We start from the raw sequence: 17753 nt of genomic DNA, 5'->3' as shown, positions 1-17753 counted from the left end.
GACAGACCATGGCGTCGGTTCTTTTCTTCGACTTGCTATGCAGCCGTTTTCCTAACCAGATCGATGCCGCTTTCCGGCCAGCTATGCGCCTTGACGCTGTTGACGAAGGTTGATGTGGCCGGCGAGAACCGGCGCCCGGCCACGACGACAAGCGATACCTCTCGCCAAACCTCCGGATCTATGACGGGCCTGACCTGCAATCCCGGGATGACGGCGCTGAACTCCGGGATGAAGCAGATGCCCAGCCCGCCGGAGACCATGTTTTGAATCCAGTCTTCGCGCTCGCTGGCGTAGGAGATCCTGAGCTTGACGCCACGTTCATTGCAAAGGCCCGCAAGATAGTCGCGATACTCGCAGTTCAGGCGTCTGAGATAGTTCTCGCCGTCGAGCTCCGAGATGGCGACATTGTCGTTTCGGGCCAGCCGGTGCCCATTGGGAAACGCGAGCACGAACCGCTCGCGATAGAGGGGCGTAACATCGAACCTTTCCGGAAAACTGTTGCTCGACGCCATGATGGCGACATCGATCTCACCCGCTTCCAGCAGCTGCGACAGGGACGCCGGCACCCCCTCGACAAGCTGCAGCTGGATGCCCTGCTGGCGCCGGTTGAAGTCCGTCAGCAGCCCGGTAAACCGCCGCGGACCGATCGTGCACATCACGCCAACCTTGAGATTTGCATTCTCCAGGCAAAGGAATCTCGACGCCTCCTGGCGAACGCCGGTCACCTCATCGAGGATCTGCTGAAATCTGGGGCGGAGCAAAGCGCCCAAATCGGTGAGGTGCGTCAGATTCCGCTCGCGGCGAAACAACAGTCCGCCGACCTCATCCTCGAGCTGCTGGATGGCGCGCGAGAGCGCCGGCTGGGTAACGTTGCACTTCTCGCCTGCGCGCGTGAAATTCCGGGTTTCGCAGACGGCCAGGAAATAGCGGATGTGATGTATGTCCATGCGGGTCGTCCCTCAACTGCATCTGCAGGCTCGAACCCTGCCGCAATGCATTCCATCACGCCAATGCACGGGGGGTATAAAGTCGATAGCAATCGGTCATGATGAGCTTCCGGCGAATGCTCTCGCTTCTCAAAAGCATGATGGCGAGCAAGCTGCTCGCCATCATGCCGCCGTCCGATGTTGCCCGAAACGGTTGTCGAGCGCTCAGTTGGCGCCGCCGAGCGCCTGGAGGTTGGCGCAGAATTCGGCGTGCGGCTTGCTCATCGCCGCATCCTGGCACTCCTTCATCATCGCGCCCTGCTTGTCCTTCGACATCGCGTCCCAGGCGGCCTTGAATTCAGCCTTGGGCTTCATCGTCTTCATGCTGGCGTCGGTGAAGAAGGGCTGCATGTTGGACGGCTCGTCGAGCGCGCCGGCGAACGCAGCGCTGCCGAGCATGGAAAGTGCAAATGCGCCGATGCAGATGGCTTTGATATTCATGGTGGGATCCTTCTCCGGAGTTGTGCAATCGCCCCTTTGACGACTGCGTTGATGACCGGCAGCATTTTGGAACTCTATTGTTCCCGCTTGCCGAGGTGGACCTTGCTTCATCCGGCGCTCAATTCGCCAATGCCATCTGCGAATGGCGTTTATGCCGGTTCTGCATTCCGGGCGTGCGCCGCTAATTGGCTCCGCCCAAAACAAGCACGTTGGCGCAGTATTGTGCGTGGGGTTTGCGCATCGCCGGGTCGTTGCACGCCTTCGTCATCTTGACCCGGTCATGCTTTGACAGAGCAAACCAGGCCTTCCTGAACCCGGCCATCGGTTTCATCGTCTTCATCGTGGCGTCTGCGTAGAAGGTCGGGAATGCAGCGAGGTCGCTGAACGGGTCGGCGGACGCCGGGCTCACGCCAAGACAAACGGCAAGCACAGCCACACAGGCAAGTTGTCTTCTCATCATTCATCTCCCTTCCAGGCGCGGCTCCGGCAACGGCGCCAGCCTGATCGGGATGAAGATTGTCGCGCGCGGGGCCAGCAGCCAATGCAATCTGCCTATGGACTTCATGCCACCTTGGCATTTCGGCTGAACAAGAAGATGCGGCAGTCTCTCTCCAATCGCCCTTGCTGGCGACCTTGGGATGGAGACCAGGCCATGCTTGCCCAGTCCGCAGTGAGCACAGTCCAATCGATCACGTCAGCGACGGATCTTGTCACGTCAGTGACGGATCCTAATGTCGAGGGCCGGACGATCGACATCGTGCTGGCAAATGACGCGCATGCCGCTTTCGTCTGGGGTGTGCTCGATCGGCTGCTGGACGAGCCGAACTGCAGCGTGAGCGGCGTTACCGCGTCGGGCTTTGCAGCGATGCAGGCGGCGGTCTTTGCTTATGGGCTGAGCGTCGGCGGAAGGCGCGGCGCGCGGACGGCGCTCGCCAATTTCTGGCGGCGCGTCAGCCATGCCTCGATGTTCGCCATCGACAGAACGAGCCTGCTTAGATCGATGCTGGAACAGTCGATCGACCTTCAGCCTATCCGCGACGAAGACTGCCCGGTGAAGCTGCGCGTCGTGGCCGTCAACGCCCGCACAGATGCGGTGAAGATATTCTCGGACGAACAATTGTCGATAAACGCGATCGTGGCGGCTGCGGCTGTTCCGTTCCTTTCGCCGGCCATTGAGATCGATGGCGATGTCTATTGGGGCGACGGCGACATCTCGCAACTGCCGCCTGCGGCGTCAATCGGAGCCTGCCATCGTGTGGTGGTCAGCGGCAAGCCGTCGATATTCATGGCGCGCTGTCCGGATCGCAGCCCCGGCGCCGCCCAATGCGTGACCGGATGCGCCCCGGTTCACAGCATCTTCGACAGCCACTATCGAGCTGGAGCTCCGCTGCTTGTGAGGCCCTGGATCGATTGGGGCGAGCTGACTGACATTCGCGACAGGGGACGGCAATGTGCCGAAGACTGGCTTGCCGCTGATCTTTCCAGCACCAACGAGCGCCCGGCCAACGACTGCAGAACCCAATACATCTAGGCGCTTTCCTCCCGCCTAGCCGCGCCTGCTCGCATACTCCCGAATGCAGGCGCCAGGCCCTCCGGTTCCCGGCCGGAGGGCCTTTTCGCGCCGCCCTCGGCACATCGTGGCCCGCTTATCAATTCCATGCCGAGACAGCATTTCAGCTCGGCATGACGATCGTGGAAACTGATCTGCAGACGGGCCTCGGGGCCGGTCTTTCCGTCGAAACGCCAACCAGGAGACAAGCCTGTGATCAACACCAAGACCCTTATCGGCTCGGCCCTCGCGGCCGCCACCTCACTCGCCGCCACGGCGGCATATAGCGGTCCCGCCGCCAAGCCCGGCTTCGCCTTCGAGAAGTGCTATGGCGTCGTCAAGGCAGGCCAGAACGACTGCCAGACTGCGACGCATTCATGCGCTGGCACTTCCACCGCCGACAACCAGCCTGACTCCTGGCTCTACGTGCCGGCCGGCAGTTGCGCGAAGATTTCCGGGGGCAGCGACAAGCCCAAGGCCTAGCCGACTTTCCACCTCGAGCAATCAGACCAGAAGGAGGAGACCGATGTCCAATATGTTTTCGCCACTCGCAATCCCCGCATCGGCGGGCATCGGTCTTCGCTCGCCCCACATCGCAGAGATGCTGACGCGGCGCCCGTCCGCAGGCTGGCTCGAGGTCCACGCCGAGAACTACATGGGCGACGGCGCGGGCGTCCAGGCGCTGGAAAGACTGCGCCAGACCTATCCGCTGTCCGTGCATGGCGTCGGTCTGTCGCTGGGCAGCGCGCAAGGCCTGGATCGCGACCATCTCGAAAGGCTGCGCAAGGTCTGCGAGCGCTTTGAGCCCGATCTGGTTTCCGAGCACCTCGCCTGGAGCGTCGCCGACGGGGCCTATCTCAACGATCTCTTGCCGTTGCGCTATGACGAAGAGGCGCTGGCGATCGTTGCCCGCAACGTCGAGACGGTTCAGGACACGCTGAAGCGACGCGTGCTGATCGAGAACCTGTCGGCCTACCTGGCATTCGCGGACTCCTCGATGAACGAGGCCGAATTCCTCGCGGCGCTCGTGGCGCGGACCGGCTGCGGTCTGCTGCTCGACGTCAACAATGTCCAGGTCTCCGCGCACAACCTGCAATATGACGCCAAGGCATTCATCGACGCGCTGCCTGAAGAGGCTATCGGCGAGATCCATCTCGCCGGCCATGCGACCAACAAGGTCGGAACCGACACCGTGCTGATCGACGATCATGGCTCGCGCGTGCCGCCGGTCGTCTGGGCGCTCTACCAGCATGCCGTGGATCGGCTTGGGCCGCGCCCGACATTGATCGAGTGGGACACCGACGTTCCCGTTCTCGACGTGCTGCTGGGCGAAGCCATGTGGGCCGACATGCTGACCGCATCGCTCATGTTCAGTCGCAAGCAGGCGGCGCGGCGCGAGCAAATGACAGAAGCCCGAGCGACGCCGATCCGCCTGCCGACCGAAGCCGAAACGACGACCAGCATGCCCGTCCTTGCGGCGTTCGCGGCTGCCAAGACCGCGAGACCATCCGTCTCCCTGGCGCTGCCTCCGCTCGAGGAGGAATACCATGCTGCCGCTTGAGCACCTGCAGACCACGATGGCGCGCTCGGTGCTGGCCAAGGATCCAACGATCGCGGCGAGATTGCTGACCGCGGGAAAGGCCGATCCGCTAGCCCGCCTGCGCATCTACCAGAACAACACCCGCAGCTCGCTGACAGCGGTGCTGATGGCGGTTTTTCCAGTCACGGTTCGCCTGGTCGACGAACGTTTCTTCCGCTACGCAGCAAGCGAGTTCATTCGACGCCATCCGCCAACGGAATCGCGGCTGGCGCGCTATGGCGCCGGCTTCCCGCGCTTCCTCAAATCAACCGACACGCTGTCCGACATGCCGATCGTTGCCGAAACGGCACGGCTCGAATGGGCCATAGCCGAGGCGCTCGATGCACCTTCGTCGCAGCCCCGCAGCCTCGCCGAATACGACAACACCGAGCTCGGTCCGTCGCCAGATATCGTGTTGCAGCCTTCGCTGCGGCTAATCATTTCGCACTGGTCGATCCTTTCGGTATGGACTGCGCATCAGCAGGAAGGGCCCGTCGACCAGAACAGCGCCTGGACAAGGCGCCCCGAACGCGTGGCGTTGTGGCGGTCGGGGGATAACGTGCGTCTTGCTCTGCTCGACCGTGCGAGCCTCGCCTTCTGGCGTTCGCTGAAGCACGGTCTCGGCCTTGAGCATGCCACCGGCCGTGCGTTGGCCCTCGACCCTGCCTTCGACCTGGTTTCGGCCCTTATGCGTCTGTTCGGCGACGGTCTCGTCGCCAATGTGCGCGTCGCCGCGAATTTCCTCTCAAACACATGGAGACAGTCATGAGCGCAGCATCAGAACATTCCTCGTCCATGCCGGCCGGCCTTGTCGGCCTCTACAGGCGCGCCATCAAGCTGCCCGAACACATTCCATTTTCGCTGGTCCAACTCGCCGCGCGCGTGGCGGTGGCGCATGTCTTCTGGCAATCGGCCCAGAGCAAGCTCGCCTCGTGGCCAGTGACGCTGCAGTTGTTCGCAAACGAATACAACCTGCCGTTCATCGATCCCTCGATAGCGGCGCCATTGGCGACAACGGCCGAAATCACAGGCTCGGTGTTGATCTTTTTTGGACTGTTCTCGCGCCTGGCGGCCCTGATGCTGCTCGGCGTCGTCTCCGTCATCCAGCTCTTCGTCTATCCGGAGAACTGGGCCGAGCACCTGTTGTGGGCCTCGTTGCTGCTCCTGGTTCTGACACGCGGCGCCGGCATTTTCTCGCTCGACCATGTCGCGGAGCGAAACCTTTCGGCGTCCGGCGGATGAACATCGCGACGGGTGAGGCTATCGCTTACCCCGTGCTCGCGGACTTTGACGATAGCCATGTCTTGAAATCGGCGCGAAAGACGGACGCAGACTTTTGGCTCTCAAGAGCTTCAGCAAATTCAACGGGATAGGCTGGTGCTGCGAGAGAGGATTGAACTCTCGACCTCTCCCTTACCAAGGGAGTGCTCTACCACTGAGCTACCGCAGCCTGCGATGGCGGCGCTTCTGCCATATCGAACCGGTAAGCGCAAGGCCAAGAAAAACCCAAAGCGTCGCATGTGATTCCCGCCGGCAATTATACGGTTTGGGGCGGCATGGGCGGCTGATCCACAGGATGAACCCGACTTTCGGCCCGCTTTCATGACATGGCCGCGCGAAAATGCTAGCCATGCGGAATCGCGGCCGGCTGACCGCCGGTCAGGAATGGACGATGGACGACAAGGCAAATCCACCGAAAAAAGGCGGCGGCGAGCGCAAGGACCGGCTGGCCGAGGCGCTGCGCGCCAATTTGCAGAAGCGCAAGATGCAGGCACGTTCGCGACGGGTTGGCGACGCTGACAAGCAGCGCGCCCGCGACCGTGACAAGCAGCGCACTGGCGACGTTCACAAGCAACGCGCCGGCGACGCTGACGAACAGCGCGCTGGCGATCCCGACGATCGGCCGGAAGAGTTGCCGGCTGCAGGAAAAATGCACAAGGACTGACCAAATCAGCCATACTGGCCGGCCACAGTCGGTCCGGTTTTAGGAAAATCCTATTTCTTGAACCAAGCCGGCCAATAGTCTAAGCCGGGCACACTCAAACCGATTGAAGCGGCCTGTTCGGGCCGAGGGGACGTTTTCTCATGGATCGCATCAGAATTGTCGGCGGCAACGAGCTTGCCGGCACCATTCCGATCTCGGGCGCCAAGAACGCGGCATTGCCGCTGATGATCGCCTCACTGCTCACCGACGACACGCTGACGCTGGAAAACGTGCCGCATCTGGCCGATGTCGAACAACTGATCCGCATCCTCGGCAATCACGGCGTCGATTATTCCGTCAACGGCCGGCGCGAAAAGCAGCAGGAAGGCTATTCGCGCACCATCAATTTTTCCGCCCGCAACATCGTCGACACCACCGCTCCCTACGAGCTGGTTTCGAAGATGCGCGCTTCCTTCTGGGTAATCGGGCCGTTGCTTGCCCGCATGGGCGAGGCCAAGGTGTCGCTGCCCGGCGGCTGCGCCATCGGCACGCGCCCGGTCGACCTGTTCCTCGAGGGCCTGCAGGTTCTCGGCGCCGAGCTCGACGTCGACAATGGCTATGTCATCGCCAAGACCCGGAATGGCCGCCTCATCGGCAATCGCTACGTGTTCCCGAAGGTCTCGGTCGGCGCCACCCATGTGCTGATGATGGCGGCCTCGCTCGCCAAGGGCGAGACGGTGCTGGAGAACGCCGCCTGCGAGCCGGAAATCGTCAATCTCGCAGAATGCCTGATCGCCATGGGCGCCAAGATCCATGGCGCCGGCACCTCCACCATCATCATCCACGGCGTCGAGGCGCTGTCGGGAGCGCGCGTGCGCGTCATCCCCGACCGCATCGAGACCGGCACCTATGCCATGGCCGTCGCCATGACCGGCGGCGACGTGATGCTCGCCGGCGCCCGTCCAGACCTGTTGCAGACCGCGCTTGACGTGCTTGTCGAGACCGGGGCCGAGATCACGCCGACCAATGAGGGCATCCGCGTCAAGCGCAATGGCGCCGGCATTGCGCCGGTCGACGTGACCACCGCCCCCTTCCCCGCCTTCCCGACCGACCTGCAGGCGCAGTTCATGGGCCTAATGACCATGGCCAAGGGCAAATCGCGCATCACCGAGACGATCTTCGAAAACCGCTTCATGCATGTGCAGGAGCTCGCGCGCCTCGGCGCCCACATCACCCTTTCCGGCCAGACGGCGATCGTCGACGGCGTCGCAAGGCTGAAGGGCGCGCCCGTCATGGCGACCGACCTGCGCGCCTCGGTGTCGCTGGTGATCGCCGGCCTGGCCGCCGAAGGCGAAACCACGGTCAACCGCGTCTATCACCTCGACCGCGGCTTCGAGCGGCTGGAAGAGAAGCTCTCCGGTTGCGGCGCGGTGATCGAGCGCATTTCGGGCTGACGCTTCGCAGCATTCTTTCCCAGCGGTTGCGCCGAGCGGAAAGACCGCATAACAGAACGTTGAATTGTCAACGTTCAGGGTGCGCATTCCGCATGGCAGCTCTCAAGCTCATCGCGCTCGACGACCAGGATCTGAGCATCGTCTCGGCGCATGTCCAGGACGCCGTGATGAAGGTCTCCGACCTCGAATATCTGCCGGCGGCCAAGCGCTTCGTGCTGACCATGAACCGCTTCGTCTGGGAAGCGAAATCCGGCTTGTTCCGCCAGCACAATGAACGGCGCCAGAGCGTCTTGCATTTCGATCGCGTGCTCGGCGCCAAGACCAACGGCATTGCGCGCGATAAGCCGGCCGAGGTGCTGTCGCTGCTGGCGGTCAGCTTCATCGCCATCAGCAAGCCGGCCGGCATCGTCGAGCTGATCTTTTCGGGCGGCGGCACCATTATGCTCGACGTCGAATGTATCGAGGCCAGGCTTGCCGACATCGGCGGCTCCTGGGAAGCCACCTCGCGCCCCCTGCACAGAGGCTGAAGCGCGATGGCGATAACGCTCCGACAGCAGGACGCCGATTTCGAACAGCGTTTTTCGGCCTTCCTCACCACCAAGCGCGAGGTGTCGGCCGATGTCGAGGCCGTGGTGCGCGACATCATCGCCCGCGTGCGCGCCGAAGGCGACAAGGCGCTCGTCGATTACACGCTGAAGTTCGACAAAGCCGATCTCAACACGCTCGGCATCGCGGTATCGAAGGACGACATCGCCAAGGCCTATGAAGCGGCCGATCCGGCGACCGTCGAGGCGCTCAAATTCGCGCGCGACCGCATCCGCTCGCATCACGAGCGACAGAAGCCGAGGGACGATCGCTATACGGATGCCGCGGGCGTCGAGCTCGGCTCGCGCTGGACGGCGATCGAAGCCGTCGGCCTTTACGTGCCGGGCGGCACGGCGAGCTATCCAAGCTCGGTGCTGATGAACGCGGTGCCGGCCAGGGTCGCCGGCGTCGAGCGCATCGTCATCGTCGTGCCGGCCTCGGGCGGCGTCATCAATCCGCTGGTGCTGGTGGCAGCCGACCTTGCCGGCGTTTCGGAGATCTACCGCGTCGGCGGCGCGCAGGCCGTTGCAGCGCTTGCCTATGGGACCGAGACGATCAGGCCGGTCGCCAAGATCGTCGGTCCGGGCAACGCCTATGTCGCGGCGGCCAAGCGGCAGGTGTTCGGCACGGTCGGCATCGACATGATCGCCGGGCCGTCGGAAGTGCTGGTGGTGGCCGATGCCGACAACGATCCGGACTGGATCGCGGCCGACCTTTTGGCGCAAGCCGAGCATGATGTTTCGGCCCAGTCGATCCTGATCACCGACGAACCGGAATTCGGCAAGGCGGTCGTGCAGGCGGTCGAGCGCCAGCTCAAGGTGCTGCCGCGCGGCGAGACGGCCGGGGCCAGCTGGCGCGATTTCGGCGCGGTGATCCTGGTGCCGACGCTCGACGCCTCGCTGCCGCTGGTCGACAGGATCGCGGCCGAGCATGTCGAGCTCGCCTTCGACGACGCCGAGGCATTCCTTTCCAGGATGCGCAACGCGGGCGCCGTGTTTATCGGCCGCCATACGCCGGAAGTCATCGGCGATTATGTCGGCGGCTCCAACCACGTCTTGCCGACGGCGCGGTCGGCGCGTTTCTCGTCGGGTCTGTCCGTGCTCGATTTCGTCAAGCGCAGCTCGATCCTGAAGCTCGGCCCGGAGCAGCTCAAGGCGCTGGCGCCCGCCGCGATCGCGCTCGCCAAGGCCGAAGGGCTCGATGCCCATGCCCGCTCCGTCGCGATCAGGTTGAACATGTAACGATGTCCGGCCGCGACCAGACCCGCGACAGGCTGATCGACGTCGAGCTCGACGAATCGATCGGACGTTCGACGCCCGACGTCGAGCACGAGCGGGCCGTGGCGATCTTCGACCTCATCGAGGAGAACCGTTTTCGGCCGGTCAATGATGACGGCGCGGGTCCTTACAAGCTTAAGCTTTCACTGGCCGAGTCCCGCCTGGTTTTCGGCGTCAGCCGCGAGAACGGCGCCGAGGTGGTCACCCACATCCTGTCGCTGACGCCGCTGAGGCGCATCGTCAAGGACTACTACCTGATCTGCGAAAGCTACTACGAAGCCATCCGGTCCTCGACGCCGAGCCATATCGAGGCGATCGACATGGGCCGGCGCGGCCTGCACAATGAAGGCTCGCAGACGCTGATGGACCGGCTTGCCGGCAAGATCGAGATCGACTTCGACACGGCGCGCCGGCTGTTCACGCTGGTCTGCGTGCTGCACTGGCGAGGCTAGATCCTGGTCGCCCTGCCCCATTCGATCCTGTTCCTATGCGGCATGAACGCCGTGCGCTCGCCGATCGCGGAACAAATGGCGCGCCGCATGCTTCCCGCCACCACCTTCGTCGCTTCGGCCGGTGTGCGCCCCGGCGAGCGCGACCCATTCGTCGATGCGGTGCTCGCTGAAGAAGGCCTGTCGCTTGGCGAGCGCCAACCCAGGACGCTGGCGGATATGGAGGACGATTATTTCGACCTGATCGTCACGCTGGCGCCGGAGGCGCATCATGCGGCGCTCGAGCTGACGCGCTCGCTGGCCGTCGAGGTCGAATACTGGCCGATGCCCGACCCCACCGACACAGGCGGCACGCGAGAGCACATCATGGCCGCCTATCGCGATGTGCGCGAGCGGCTGAAAGCGCGCATAAGCCGACGTTTTCTGCTTCCCGAGGCAAAAAACGCGGCCGATTAAGCATGTTCACAAGCGGGCGATTATCATATAGGTTCCGCCGCAAATTCCGGCCGGAGTCGGATGATTTCCGGTCGGTTCGGCCGGATATCATCCGACTCCGGATCAAAGAACTAGAGCACGATGTCGCCCGAAAACCGCTTGACACTTTTCGGCATCATGCTCTAGGCGCCGGAACCGCCATCCAAGCAAAGGTATCGAATGCCGAAGGAAGAAGTCCTCGAGTTTCCAGGTGTGGTCACCGAACTGCTGCCCAATGCGATGTTCCGGGTGAAGCTCGAAAACGAACACGAAATCATCGCCCACACGGCCGGCCGCATGCGCAAGAACCGCATTCGCGTGCTGACCGGCGACAAGGTCCTGGTCGAGATGACGCCCTACGACCTGACCAAGGGCCGCATCACCTATCGCTTCAAGTAACCATCTAGCGCGGACCCAGAGCCGGATGATTTCAGGTCTGTTCGACCCGAAATCATCCGGCTCCAAATCAGGGAGTGGAGCATGATGTCGTCCGAAAACCGCTTCACACTTTTCGGCATCATGCCCCCATGAGCATTCTGCAGAAGCTGGTGCTTGCCTCTGGTTCGCCGCGCCGCATCGAACTCTTGCAGCAGGCCGGCATCGAGCCCGACCGGGTGCTGCCCGCCGATGTTGACGAGACGCCGCTGCGCGCCGAGCATCCGCGCTCGCTGGCCAAGCGCCTTTGCAAAGACAAGGCCGAGAAGGCGCTGGCCTCGCTGAAGAGCGAGGAGGACTATGCGCCAGCCTTCATCCTCGCCGCCGATACGGTGGTGGCGGTCGGACGGCGCATCCTGCCCAAGGCCGAGACGATCGACGACGCCGTCAATTGCCTGGGCCTGCTTTCCGGCCGCTCGCACCGGGTCTATTCCGGCATCTGCCTGATCACGCCCGGCGGCAAGCTGCGCCAGCGGCTGGTTGAGACAAGGGTGCGCTTCAAGCGGCTGCCGCGCGAGGAGATCGACGCCTATGTCGCGTCGGGCGAGTGGCGGGGCAAGGCCGGCGGCTACGCCGTGCAGGGCCTGGCCGGCTCCTTCGTCGTCAAGCTGGTCGGCTCCTACACCAACGTGGTCGGCCTGCCGCTCTACGAGAGCGTGGCGCTGCTTTCCGGCGAAGGCTTCAAGGCGCACCAGCACTGGCACGCCGCGCGCTCATGAGCATAGTCCACACATGAGCTCGGGCGACAAGGTAACGCCGCTGAGGCCGAAACGGCCCTGCCCCGAATGCGGCAAACCGTCGGTGCGCGAGCATTATCCGTTCTGCTCGGCGCGCTGCAAGGACATCGACCTCAACCGCTGGCTGAAGGGCGCCTATGTCATTCCCGGCCGCGACGGCGAAGAGGAAGAAGACGACAGCCCGACGCCCAAGGACGAGCCGTAAGCGCAGCCGGCGACCGGTTGTTTTCCAGCGATTTTTCTTTCCTGACGAAATCAACACCTAGGCGCTGGACAGGCAAGATTCCCGTGCTATAACCCACGCGCTTTCAAGGGGCGCCGCCTGGCGCCTTCGTGAAACCCGGCGGGCGCATCCCGTTAGCCGGCACAGGCCCAGATAGCTCAGTTGGTAGAGCAGCGGACTGAAAATCCGCGTGTCGGTGGTTCGAATCCGCCTCTGGGCACCATCCCCTCTTCTCCCGACATTCCGTCTCGCCGAAACTTTAACGCTCAAGTCTCCGCAAGCCACTGAATTTGCCCCTCTTTTCGGCACGAACAGTGTGCTTGAGCGAATTTCATCGCAGTTCGGCAGATTTCGTCCAACGGGGCGAGGTGTTGGTATTTTTGTTGGTATCTGAGACCCTGTTGGTATCGAAGCGCCAAACAGGAGGTCCCACAATGGCTCTCTCCGACGTGAAATGCCGCAACGCCCGGCCCGCGTCCAAGCTCCAGAAACTGTCCGATGGCGGCGGGCTGCAGCTATGGATTCAGCCGTCGGGAACCAGGCTATGGCGCCTAGCCTATCGATTTGACGGAAAGCAGAAGCTGCTGTCTCTCGGCACCTACCCGGTCATCTCTCTCGCCGATGCCCGCGAAGCACGCGATGAAGCCAAACGTCTCCTTAAGGCTGGTGCCGACCCAGCTCAGGAGCGAAGATTCCATAAGGCCACTTCGCAAAAAGACACCTTCCGTTCAATCGCGGACGAATATGTTGACAAGCTGAAAAAGGAGGGACGTGCCGACCGGACGATTAGCAAGGTCAAATGGCTGCTCGACTTTGCCTATCCGACAATTGGTGACAAGTGCATTCGGGAGATCGATCCGGCCACCGTCCTTACTGCCCTTCGCCGCGTGGAAGTTCGTGGTCGATATGAGTCGGCGAGGCGACTGCGCTCCACCATCGGCACCGTGTTTCGATATGCAATTGCGACCGCACGCGCCGAGGCTGATCCGACGATCGCGTTAAGGGGCGCACTCATCACTCCAACGGTCACGCCGCGTGCCGCGATCATCGATCCTAAGGCCTTCGGCGGCTTGGTGAGGGCGGTCGATGCGTTTGACGGACAGCCTACAACCCGAGCTGCCCTGAAGCTCATGGCATTGATGTTTCCCCGCCCCGGCGAACTTCGCGCGGCAGAATGGGAAGAGTTCGATTTCGAAAGCTCGATGTGGATCATTCCTGAAGCACGCATGAAAATGCGCCGGCCGCACCGCGTACCCCTTTCAAGGCAGGCCATAAGCGTCTTGACTTCGCTTAAAGAAATCTCTGGTGGCGGATCGCTGCTCTTTCCTGGCGTTCGATCGGTTTCGCGTCCGATTTCCGACAACACGCTTAACGCCGCCCTTCGCCGCATGGGCTACGGCAAGGAGGAAGCTACCGCGCATGGTTTTCGAGCAACAGCATCAACTCTGCTAACGAATGCGGAAAATGGCATCCGGATGCCATAGAGCGCCAACTGGCCCACATTGAGAACAACGACGTTCGTCGAGCCTACGCCCCCGGAGGACGTATCCAGAATATTGATTCAATTGGATTTTTCGTGGGCCAAAATCAGAAATCTTCCCGTATGGTCCCGCACGATCTCGCAGCTGATTTAAAGATCGTTGGCTACCATCGTTGGCGCGACTAATGACGGTTTAGGCCAACAAGCAGTCTAACCGCTTCCGGAGCGACCGGCCAAAGCCAAGCTTTGCATTGCGTCTCAGAACGGACATTCTGCCCAGTTGCAAGGAACGTCGGTCGCGCAACCGGGTCACTTCAACAGCGCCATGGTCCTGTCCACTGCGCTGGGAAAGCCGTTCAGCGAGAGCGCCAGGTTGGTCTCCTTGCCGCCGTCGGCGACCACCTTGATCTTGAGGCTTTTGCCGTCGCGCAGGGAAGCTAAGGTCTCGGAGTCGAGGCTGATGTCCACGAGACAGCCACCGGGAAGGCAGGTTCGGAAGCGCAGTGGCGGCAGGGCCGGGCCGTCATCGACCTGAAGGGTTACCCCTTGGTCCAGCGACAGTCCGAACGGCAGCACGAGCGTGCCCTGGACGGCCTCGCCGGCCGGGCGCAGTTCCATCGCCAGCACGCGCTGGCGCGACTGGCTGTCGGTCTGCTCCTGCGATAGCGCGCAGACCTTAACGGCGGCGCCGTTCTGGCTGGCGAGATTGCAGGAGACGGTCCAGTCGCCATGCCCTTCCCTGAGCGAAGTCGCACCGCCAGGGAGAGCTGCGGTGTCTTGCGCGAATGCGGCCGCAAGGGAGAGCAGGCTTGCGGCGATCAGCGTGGCATATCCAATTCGTTTCATCTCGTTTCCATCTTCAAGAAATTCATCACGCCCAAGAGGCGAACGGAGAGAGTGCGCACATCTGCCCGCATTCCGATTGTCCAGCCTCGTTGACGCCGCTACCAGTGCACGCTGAAGCCGAGCTTGCCGCTGACGACATTGCTGCCGCCGAAGCTCGCCAGGCTGGTCTTGGCCAGCGCCTCGCCATAGACCGAGTATTTGCCGTCGCCGAAGTCGAGCGAGCCGCCGAGGCCGACGCCGCCCCAGACCTTCTGGTTCTGGCTGGAAAGCTTCACGCCCGAGACATCGACATCGGTTCCGTCAAGGAAGTCGTAGTAGAGGTTGGCGATGCCGTAGACATGCGCCCGGCTCACCTGCCCGGCGCTGTCGGCCCACTGGTCCTCGTAGTCGGCCGAGATGCCGAGGCGGCCGATCAGGCTGTCGCCGCTGCCGGGCGACACGATCGTGCCGAACGGATCGGTGAACTTGTCGAAGTCGACGGCCGAGTAGGAAAGCTGCGCCTGCGGGGTCAGCGACCAGTTGGAGCGCAGCGCGATCTTCTGGCCGCTCTCGATGCTAAGCGCATAGCCGAACCCCTTGTTGCCGTCGGCAAGCTTGCCCAGCACGGCCGAGTTGATGTCGCTGTCATACCAGGTCGCCTGGGCCTGGCTATCGACATAGAAGCCGCTGTTGCCGAGCCAGGTCAGCGTGCCGCCGACGCCGTAGCCGGTGGCCGAGATCGAGCCGGTGCCGAAGCTCGATGACACGTCCGACGAGACGGTGCCGTAGTGAACGGTGATGCCGCCCAGCAGGATGCCGGCCTCGCTCTCATGCAGCAGGCCGTCGACGCCGGCATTGAGCTTCCAGGTCGTCACGTCGTAGTCGGTGCCGGTGGTCGAGGTCTTGGGCTCGAACTTGCCATGGGCGGCATCGATACGCGCCCAGATGGCCTTGCCGTCGACAGGTCCCTGGCCGGGCACGTCCGCGCCCTGCGGCGTCGCGCCCTCGCCCCAGGCCCGATTGCCGATGCGCTGCTGCAGCGTGCCCAGTTCGTTGAAGCTCTGCAGCACGCCTGCATAGGCCTCGTAGAGCGGCGTGCTGGGCGCATAGAGCGGACCGGTCTGGTTGATCAGGGTGGAGCGCAGATACCAGTCGCCATCGGCCGGCGTGCTGACGCCGTTCTTGTAGAGCCGGTAGGCGTAGGCGCCGCCGACCACCGCCTGGTCACCCTCAAAGACATAGTCGCCGGCAAGCGTGAAGGTGCCGGCCGAGCTGCCGTCGATGTCGACGATCTTGATGCCTTCGCTGGTCTGCGCGCCCGCGCCGCCGACATTGCTGACCGCCAAGATGCCGGTGCCGGAGGTGTTGCCATGCACGACCAGCCTGTCGGTCGCAGAAGCATCGCCGTCGAGCGCGGCGTTGATGAGGATCTTGCCGCCATTGCCGACATAGTCGCCGCTCACGGTGAGCACTGTTCCCGGCGCCGCAGCGCCAAGCCGCACCGCCCCGCTGCTGTTGAGCGAGGCCACCGTCTGGTCGAAGCCGGCAAGGTCAAGCGTGCCACTGGAGGCGACGGTGAAGGCGGACAAGGGGCTCAGCACGTCCGCAGCGCCCGCCGCGAGCGTGCCCTGCTGGACGGAGGTGGATCCCGAGAAGGTCGAGCCAGCGGACGTCAGGACAAGCGTTCCATCTCCCGCTTTGTTGAATGCGCCCGATCCGGTCAATGCTCCGTTCAGGGTCAAGGTGGTACCGGCGTCGGTCGAGATAGTGCCTTGGCCGAGAACGTCGATGGCGCGATCGCTGGCGAAGCTGGCGGTGGAGTTGAGCGTGCCGCCGTTGAAGGAGAGCCCGCGCGCCGCATCGCCGAGGTTGGCATCGGCCGAGATCCGCAGCGTGCCGCCATTGATCGCGGTGCCGCCGGTGTAGCTATTGGTGCCGGTCAGCACCAGCGTTCCGGCATCCGTCTTCACCAGCTGGGCACTGCCGGTGAACGCCGAGGCGATCGTTGCCGTATAGCCCGCACCCGCGTTGGTGCCGTCGCCGACCCGGATCGTCGACTGCGGCCCGAGAAGGCCGATATCGCCGCCCTGGATGACATAACCGTCGGTCGAGAACTGCATGCCGGCGGCCGTTACCTGGCCGAGCCCGTTGTCCACCGTCACCGTGCCGGCCTGGCCGGCGAAGATGGCGAAGGCGCTGTCCGAATAGGCTGCGTTGATCGACCCGGTGTCTTCGGTCCAGTTGTCGTTGCCCGAAGAGCTCTGCCAGGTGCCGTTGCCGCCATTGATCGTGCCGTCGAACTTCGGACCGGCATCGCCGTCCCAATAGTTCAGGTTCAGTCCGTTTGCGTTGACCAGGTTCACCTGATGATCGACGGACGTCTGCACGAAGTAGTTCGAGGACGGGATGGAGCCGACGGACAGCCCGTTATTGGTCAAGGTCCCGCTGTAATCGAACACGCGGTAGATACCGGGGCCGAAGGTTCCACCCGGCGAGACAGTGACATTGAGCGTGCCGTCGAGCACGAGATCGCCGCCGACGGTGGTCAGATCGTTGAGAGCCCCGCCGGCGATATTCGCCTGGCCGAAGCTGTAGTTGAGGATCGAGCCGCCGGAGAGCGTCAGATCGCCGGCGATCGCCAGCGTTCCCGGCGTGCCATCGGCCGATCCCGGCGAGAGTGTCGCGCCGTCGGCGACCACCACGTTGCCGCCGATAATGCCCTTGCCGCCAAGCGTGGCGCCGATACCGACCGAAGTAATCCCTGTGGCCAGGCTGTTGTCGCCGTCGATATAGAGCCCGCCTGCCGTCACCGTGGTCGGCCCGGCATAGGCGCTGGCGCCGGTCAGCGTCAGCGCCGCCCCGCCCCGCTTGGTGAAGCCGCCCGTGCCGCCGACCACGCCGGAAAGCGTGAGATCGGCATCGGTCTGGAACGTGCCGCCGCCGGCATTGAGCGTGACGTTACGCGCCGAGCCGAACGCGGCGGTGTTTCGCAGGGTCGCGCCATTGTCGAATGACAATACGCCCGCCGCATCGCCGAGATTGGCGTCAGCCGAAACCTGCAACGTGCCGCTATGGATGGCGGTGCCGCCGCTGTAGCTGTTGGCGCCGCCGAGCACCAGCGTGCCGAGATCAGTTTTCACCAGTTGGCTCACACCGGTGAGATTCGAATTGATAGTTGCCGTGTAGTCTGCACCCGGCAGGGTGCCGTCGCCGACGCGGATCGTGGCCTGTGACCCGACCAGCTCGATGTCTTGTCCCTGGACCAAGTAGCCGTCGGTAGCGAACTGCATGCCCGCGGCCTGCACCTGGCCATTGGTGTTGTCGACCGTCACCGT

At 63.3% G+C, this 17753-nt stretch carries 19 protein-coding genes, 2 tRNA genes and 1 pseudogene; 16 read left to right on the top strand and 6 right to left on the bottom strand.

Annotated elements, in window-relative coordinates:
* Nucleotides 1-35 precede the first annotated feature (35 nt).
* The 3 genes from LB552_RS28655 to LB552_RS28645 form a co-directional block, all read right to left on the bottom strand.
* A complete protein-coding gene (locus LB552_RS28655; RefSeq protein ID WP_140847189.1) occupies nt 36-947 on the bottom strand; it encodes a LysR family transcriptional regulator in 912 nt (303 codons plus the stop codon).
* Between the two features lie 204 nt (nt 948-1151).
* On the bottom strand, nt 1152-1427 hold the full coding sequence (locus LB552_RS28650) for a hypothetical protein (RefSeq protein WP_140847187.1): 276 nt from the start codon (nt 1425-1427) through the stop codon (nt 1152-1154).
* Between the two features lie 181 nt (nt 1428-1608).
* Nucleotides 1609-1884, bottom strand: a complete 276-nt coding sequence (locus LB552_RS28645; RefSeq protein WP_140847185.1) for a hypothetical protein — start codon at nt 1882-1884, stop codon at nt 1609-1611.
* 261 nt (nt 1885-2145) lie between these two features.
* Here LB552_RS28645 and LB552_RS28640 point away from each other — a divergent pair, with 261 nt between their 5' ends.
* From LB552_RS28640 to LB552_RS28620, 5 genes are all read left to right on the top strand, one after another.
* Entirely contained in the window at nt 2146-2958 is an 813-nt protein-coding gene (locus LB552_RS28640) for a patatin-like phospholipase family protein (protein WP_224611472.1), read from the top strand.
* A gap of 231 nt (nt 2959-3189) precedes the next feature.
* Nucleotides 3190-3459 carry a DUF2282 domain-containing protein gene (locus tag LB552_RS28635; protein ID WP_140700495.1) on the top strand — a complete coding sequence of 90 codons (270 nt, stop codon included), beginning with the start codon at nt 3190-3192 and terminating at the stop codon, nt 3457-3459.
* Nucleotides 3460-3502: 43 nt separating this feature from the next.
* Entirely contained in the window at nt 3503-4537 is a 1035-nt protein-coding gene (locus tag LB552_RS28630; RefSeq protein ID WP_224611471.1) for a DUF692 domain-containing protein, read from the top strand.
* Complete coding sequence (locus tag LB552_RS28625; protein ID WP_224611470.1) at nt 4524-5324, top strand: DNA-binding domain-containing protein; 801 nt, start codon at nt 4524-4526, stop codon at nt 5322-5324. Before LB552_RS28630 ends, LB552_RS28625 begins: the two co-directional genes overlap by 14 nt.
* Nucleotides 5321-5797: a DoxX family protein gene (locus LB552_RS28620; protein ID WP_411966414.1), complete on the top strand. Its 477-nt coding sequence runs from the start codon at nt 5321-5323 to the stop codon at nt 5795-5797. Before LB552_RS28625 ends, LB552_RS28620 begins: the two co-directional genes overlap by 4 nt.
* A gap of 133 nt (nt 5798-5930) precedes the next feature.
* Here the strand turns inward: LB552_RS28620 and LB552_RS28615 are convergent.
* Nucleotides 5931-6005, bottom strand: a tRNA-Thr gene (locus tag LB552_RS28615).
* Between the two features lie 222 nt (nt 6006-6227).
* On the opposite strand from LB552_RS28615, the gene LB552_RS28610 reads away from it, so the two are divergent.
* From LB552_RS28610 to LB552_RS28560, 11 genes and pseudogenes are all read left to right on the top strand, one after another.
* The gene (locus LB552_RS28610) at nt 6228-6500 is read left to right on the top strand and encodes a hypothetical protein (protein ID WP_224523940.1); all 273 of its coding nucleotides are present in this window, start codon (nt 6228-6230) and stop codon (nt 6498-6500) included.
* A 140-nt stretch (nt 6501-6640) separates the two neighbouring features.
* Nucleotides 6641-7933: a UDP-N-acetylglucosamine 1-carboxyvinyltransferase gene (gene murA, locus LB552_RS28605; RefSeq protein WP_224611468.1), complete on the top strand. Its 1293-nt coding sequence runs from the start codon at nt 6641-6643 to the stop codon at nt 7931-7933.
* A 92-nt stretch (nt 7934-8025) separates the two neighbouring features.
* Entirely contained in the window at nt 8026-8460 is a 435-nt protein-coding gene (locus LB552_RS28600; protein ID WP_095765704.1) for a DUF2948 family protein, read from the top strand.
* 6 nt (nt 8461-8466) lie between these two features.
* On the top strand, nt 8467-9759 hold the full coding sequence (hisD, locus tag LB552_RS28595) for a histidinol dehydrogenase (protein WP_224611466.1): 1293 nt from the start codon (nt 8467-8469) through the stop codon (nt 9757-9759).
* A 2-nt stretch (nt 9760-9761) separates the two neighbouring features.
* Entirely contained in the window at nt 9762-10247 is a 486-nt protein-coding gene (locus tag LB552_RS28590; RefSeq protein ID WP_095765706.1) for a UPF0262 family protein, read from the top strand.
* 42 nt (nt 10248-10289) lie between these two features.
* Nucleotides 10290-10700, top strand: coding sequence for a low molecular weight phosphatase family protein (locus LB552_RS28585; protein WP_263481829.1), 411 nt, complete (start codon nt 10290-10292; stop codon nt 10698-10700).
* 198 nt (nt 10701-10898) lie between these two features.
* On the top strand, nt 10899-11117 hold the full coding sequence (infA, locus tag LB552_RS28580) for a translation initiation factor IF-1 (RefSeq protein ID WP_006200926.1): 219 nt from the start codon (nt 10899-10901) through the stop codon (nt 11115-11117).
* A gap of 128 nt (nt 11118-11245) precedes the next feature.
* Nucleotides 11246-11872: a Maf-like protein gene (locus LB552_RS28575; protein ID WP_095765708.1), complete on the top strand. Its 627-nt coding sequence runs from the start codon at nt 11246-11248 to the stop codon at nt 11870-11872.
* A gap of 13 nt (nt 11873-11885) precedes the next feature.
* Nucleotides 11886-12095: a DNA gyrase inhibitor YacG gene (yacG, locus tag LB552_RS28570; RefSeq protein ID WP_140847161.1), complete on the top strand. Its 210-nt coding sequence runs from the start codon at nt 11886-11888 to the stop codon at nt 12093-12095.
* A 165-nt stretch (nt 12096-12260) separates the two neighbouring features.
* Nucleotides 12261-12336, top strand: a tRNA-Phe gene (locus LB552_RS28565).
* 211 nt (nt 12337-12547) lie between these two features.
* Nucleotides 12548-13647 (top strand): annotated as a pseudogene (locus LB552_RS28560) (tyrosine-type recombinase/integrase); the annotation flags it as partial.
* A 255-nt stretch (nt 13648-13902) separates the two neighbouring features.
* Here LB552_RS28560 and LB552_RS28555 read toward each other — a convergent pair.
* Together LB552_RS28555 and LB552_RS28550 are read right to left on the bottom strand one after the other, a co-directional pair.
* Entirely contained in the window at nt 13903-14439 is a 537-nt protein-coding gene (locus tag LB552_RS28555; protein ID WP_224611464.1) for an invasion associated locus B family protein, read from the bottom strand.
* Nucleotides 14440-14537: 98 nt separating this feature from the next.
* Nucleotides 14538-17753 (bottom strand): autotransporter outer membrane beta-barrel domain-containing protein (locus LB552_RS28550; RefSeq protein ID WP_224611462.1); only part of this gene is annotated, 3216 nt, incomplete at its 5' end.

Source organism: Mesorhizobium sp. CA7 (assembly GCF_020165015.1).
GTDB lineage: Bacteria > Pseudomonadota > Alphaproteobacteria > Rhizobiales > Rhizobiaceae > Mesorhizobium.
The sequence above is the reverse complement of the archived record's forward strand: the minus strand, read 5'-3'. Positions and strand labels throughout refer to the sequence as shown.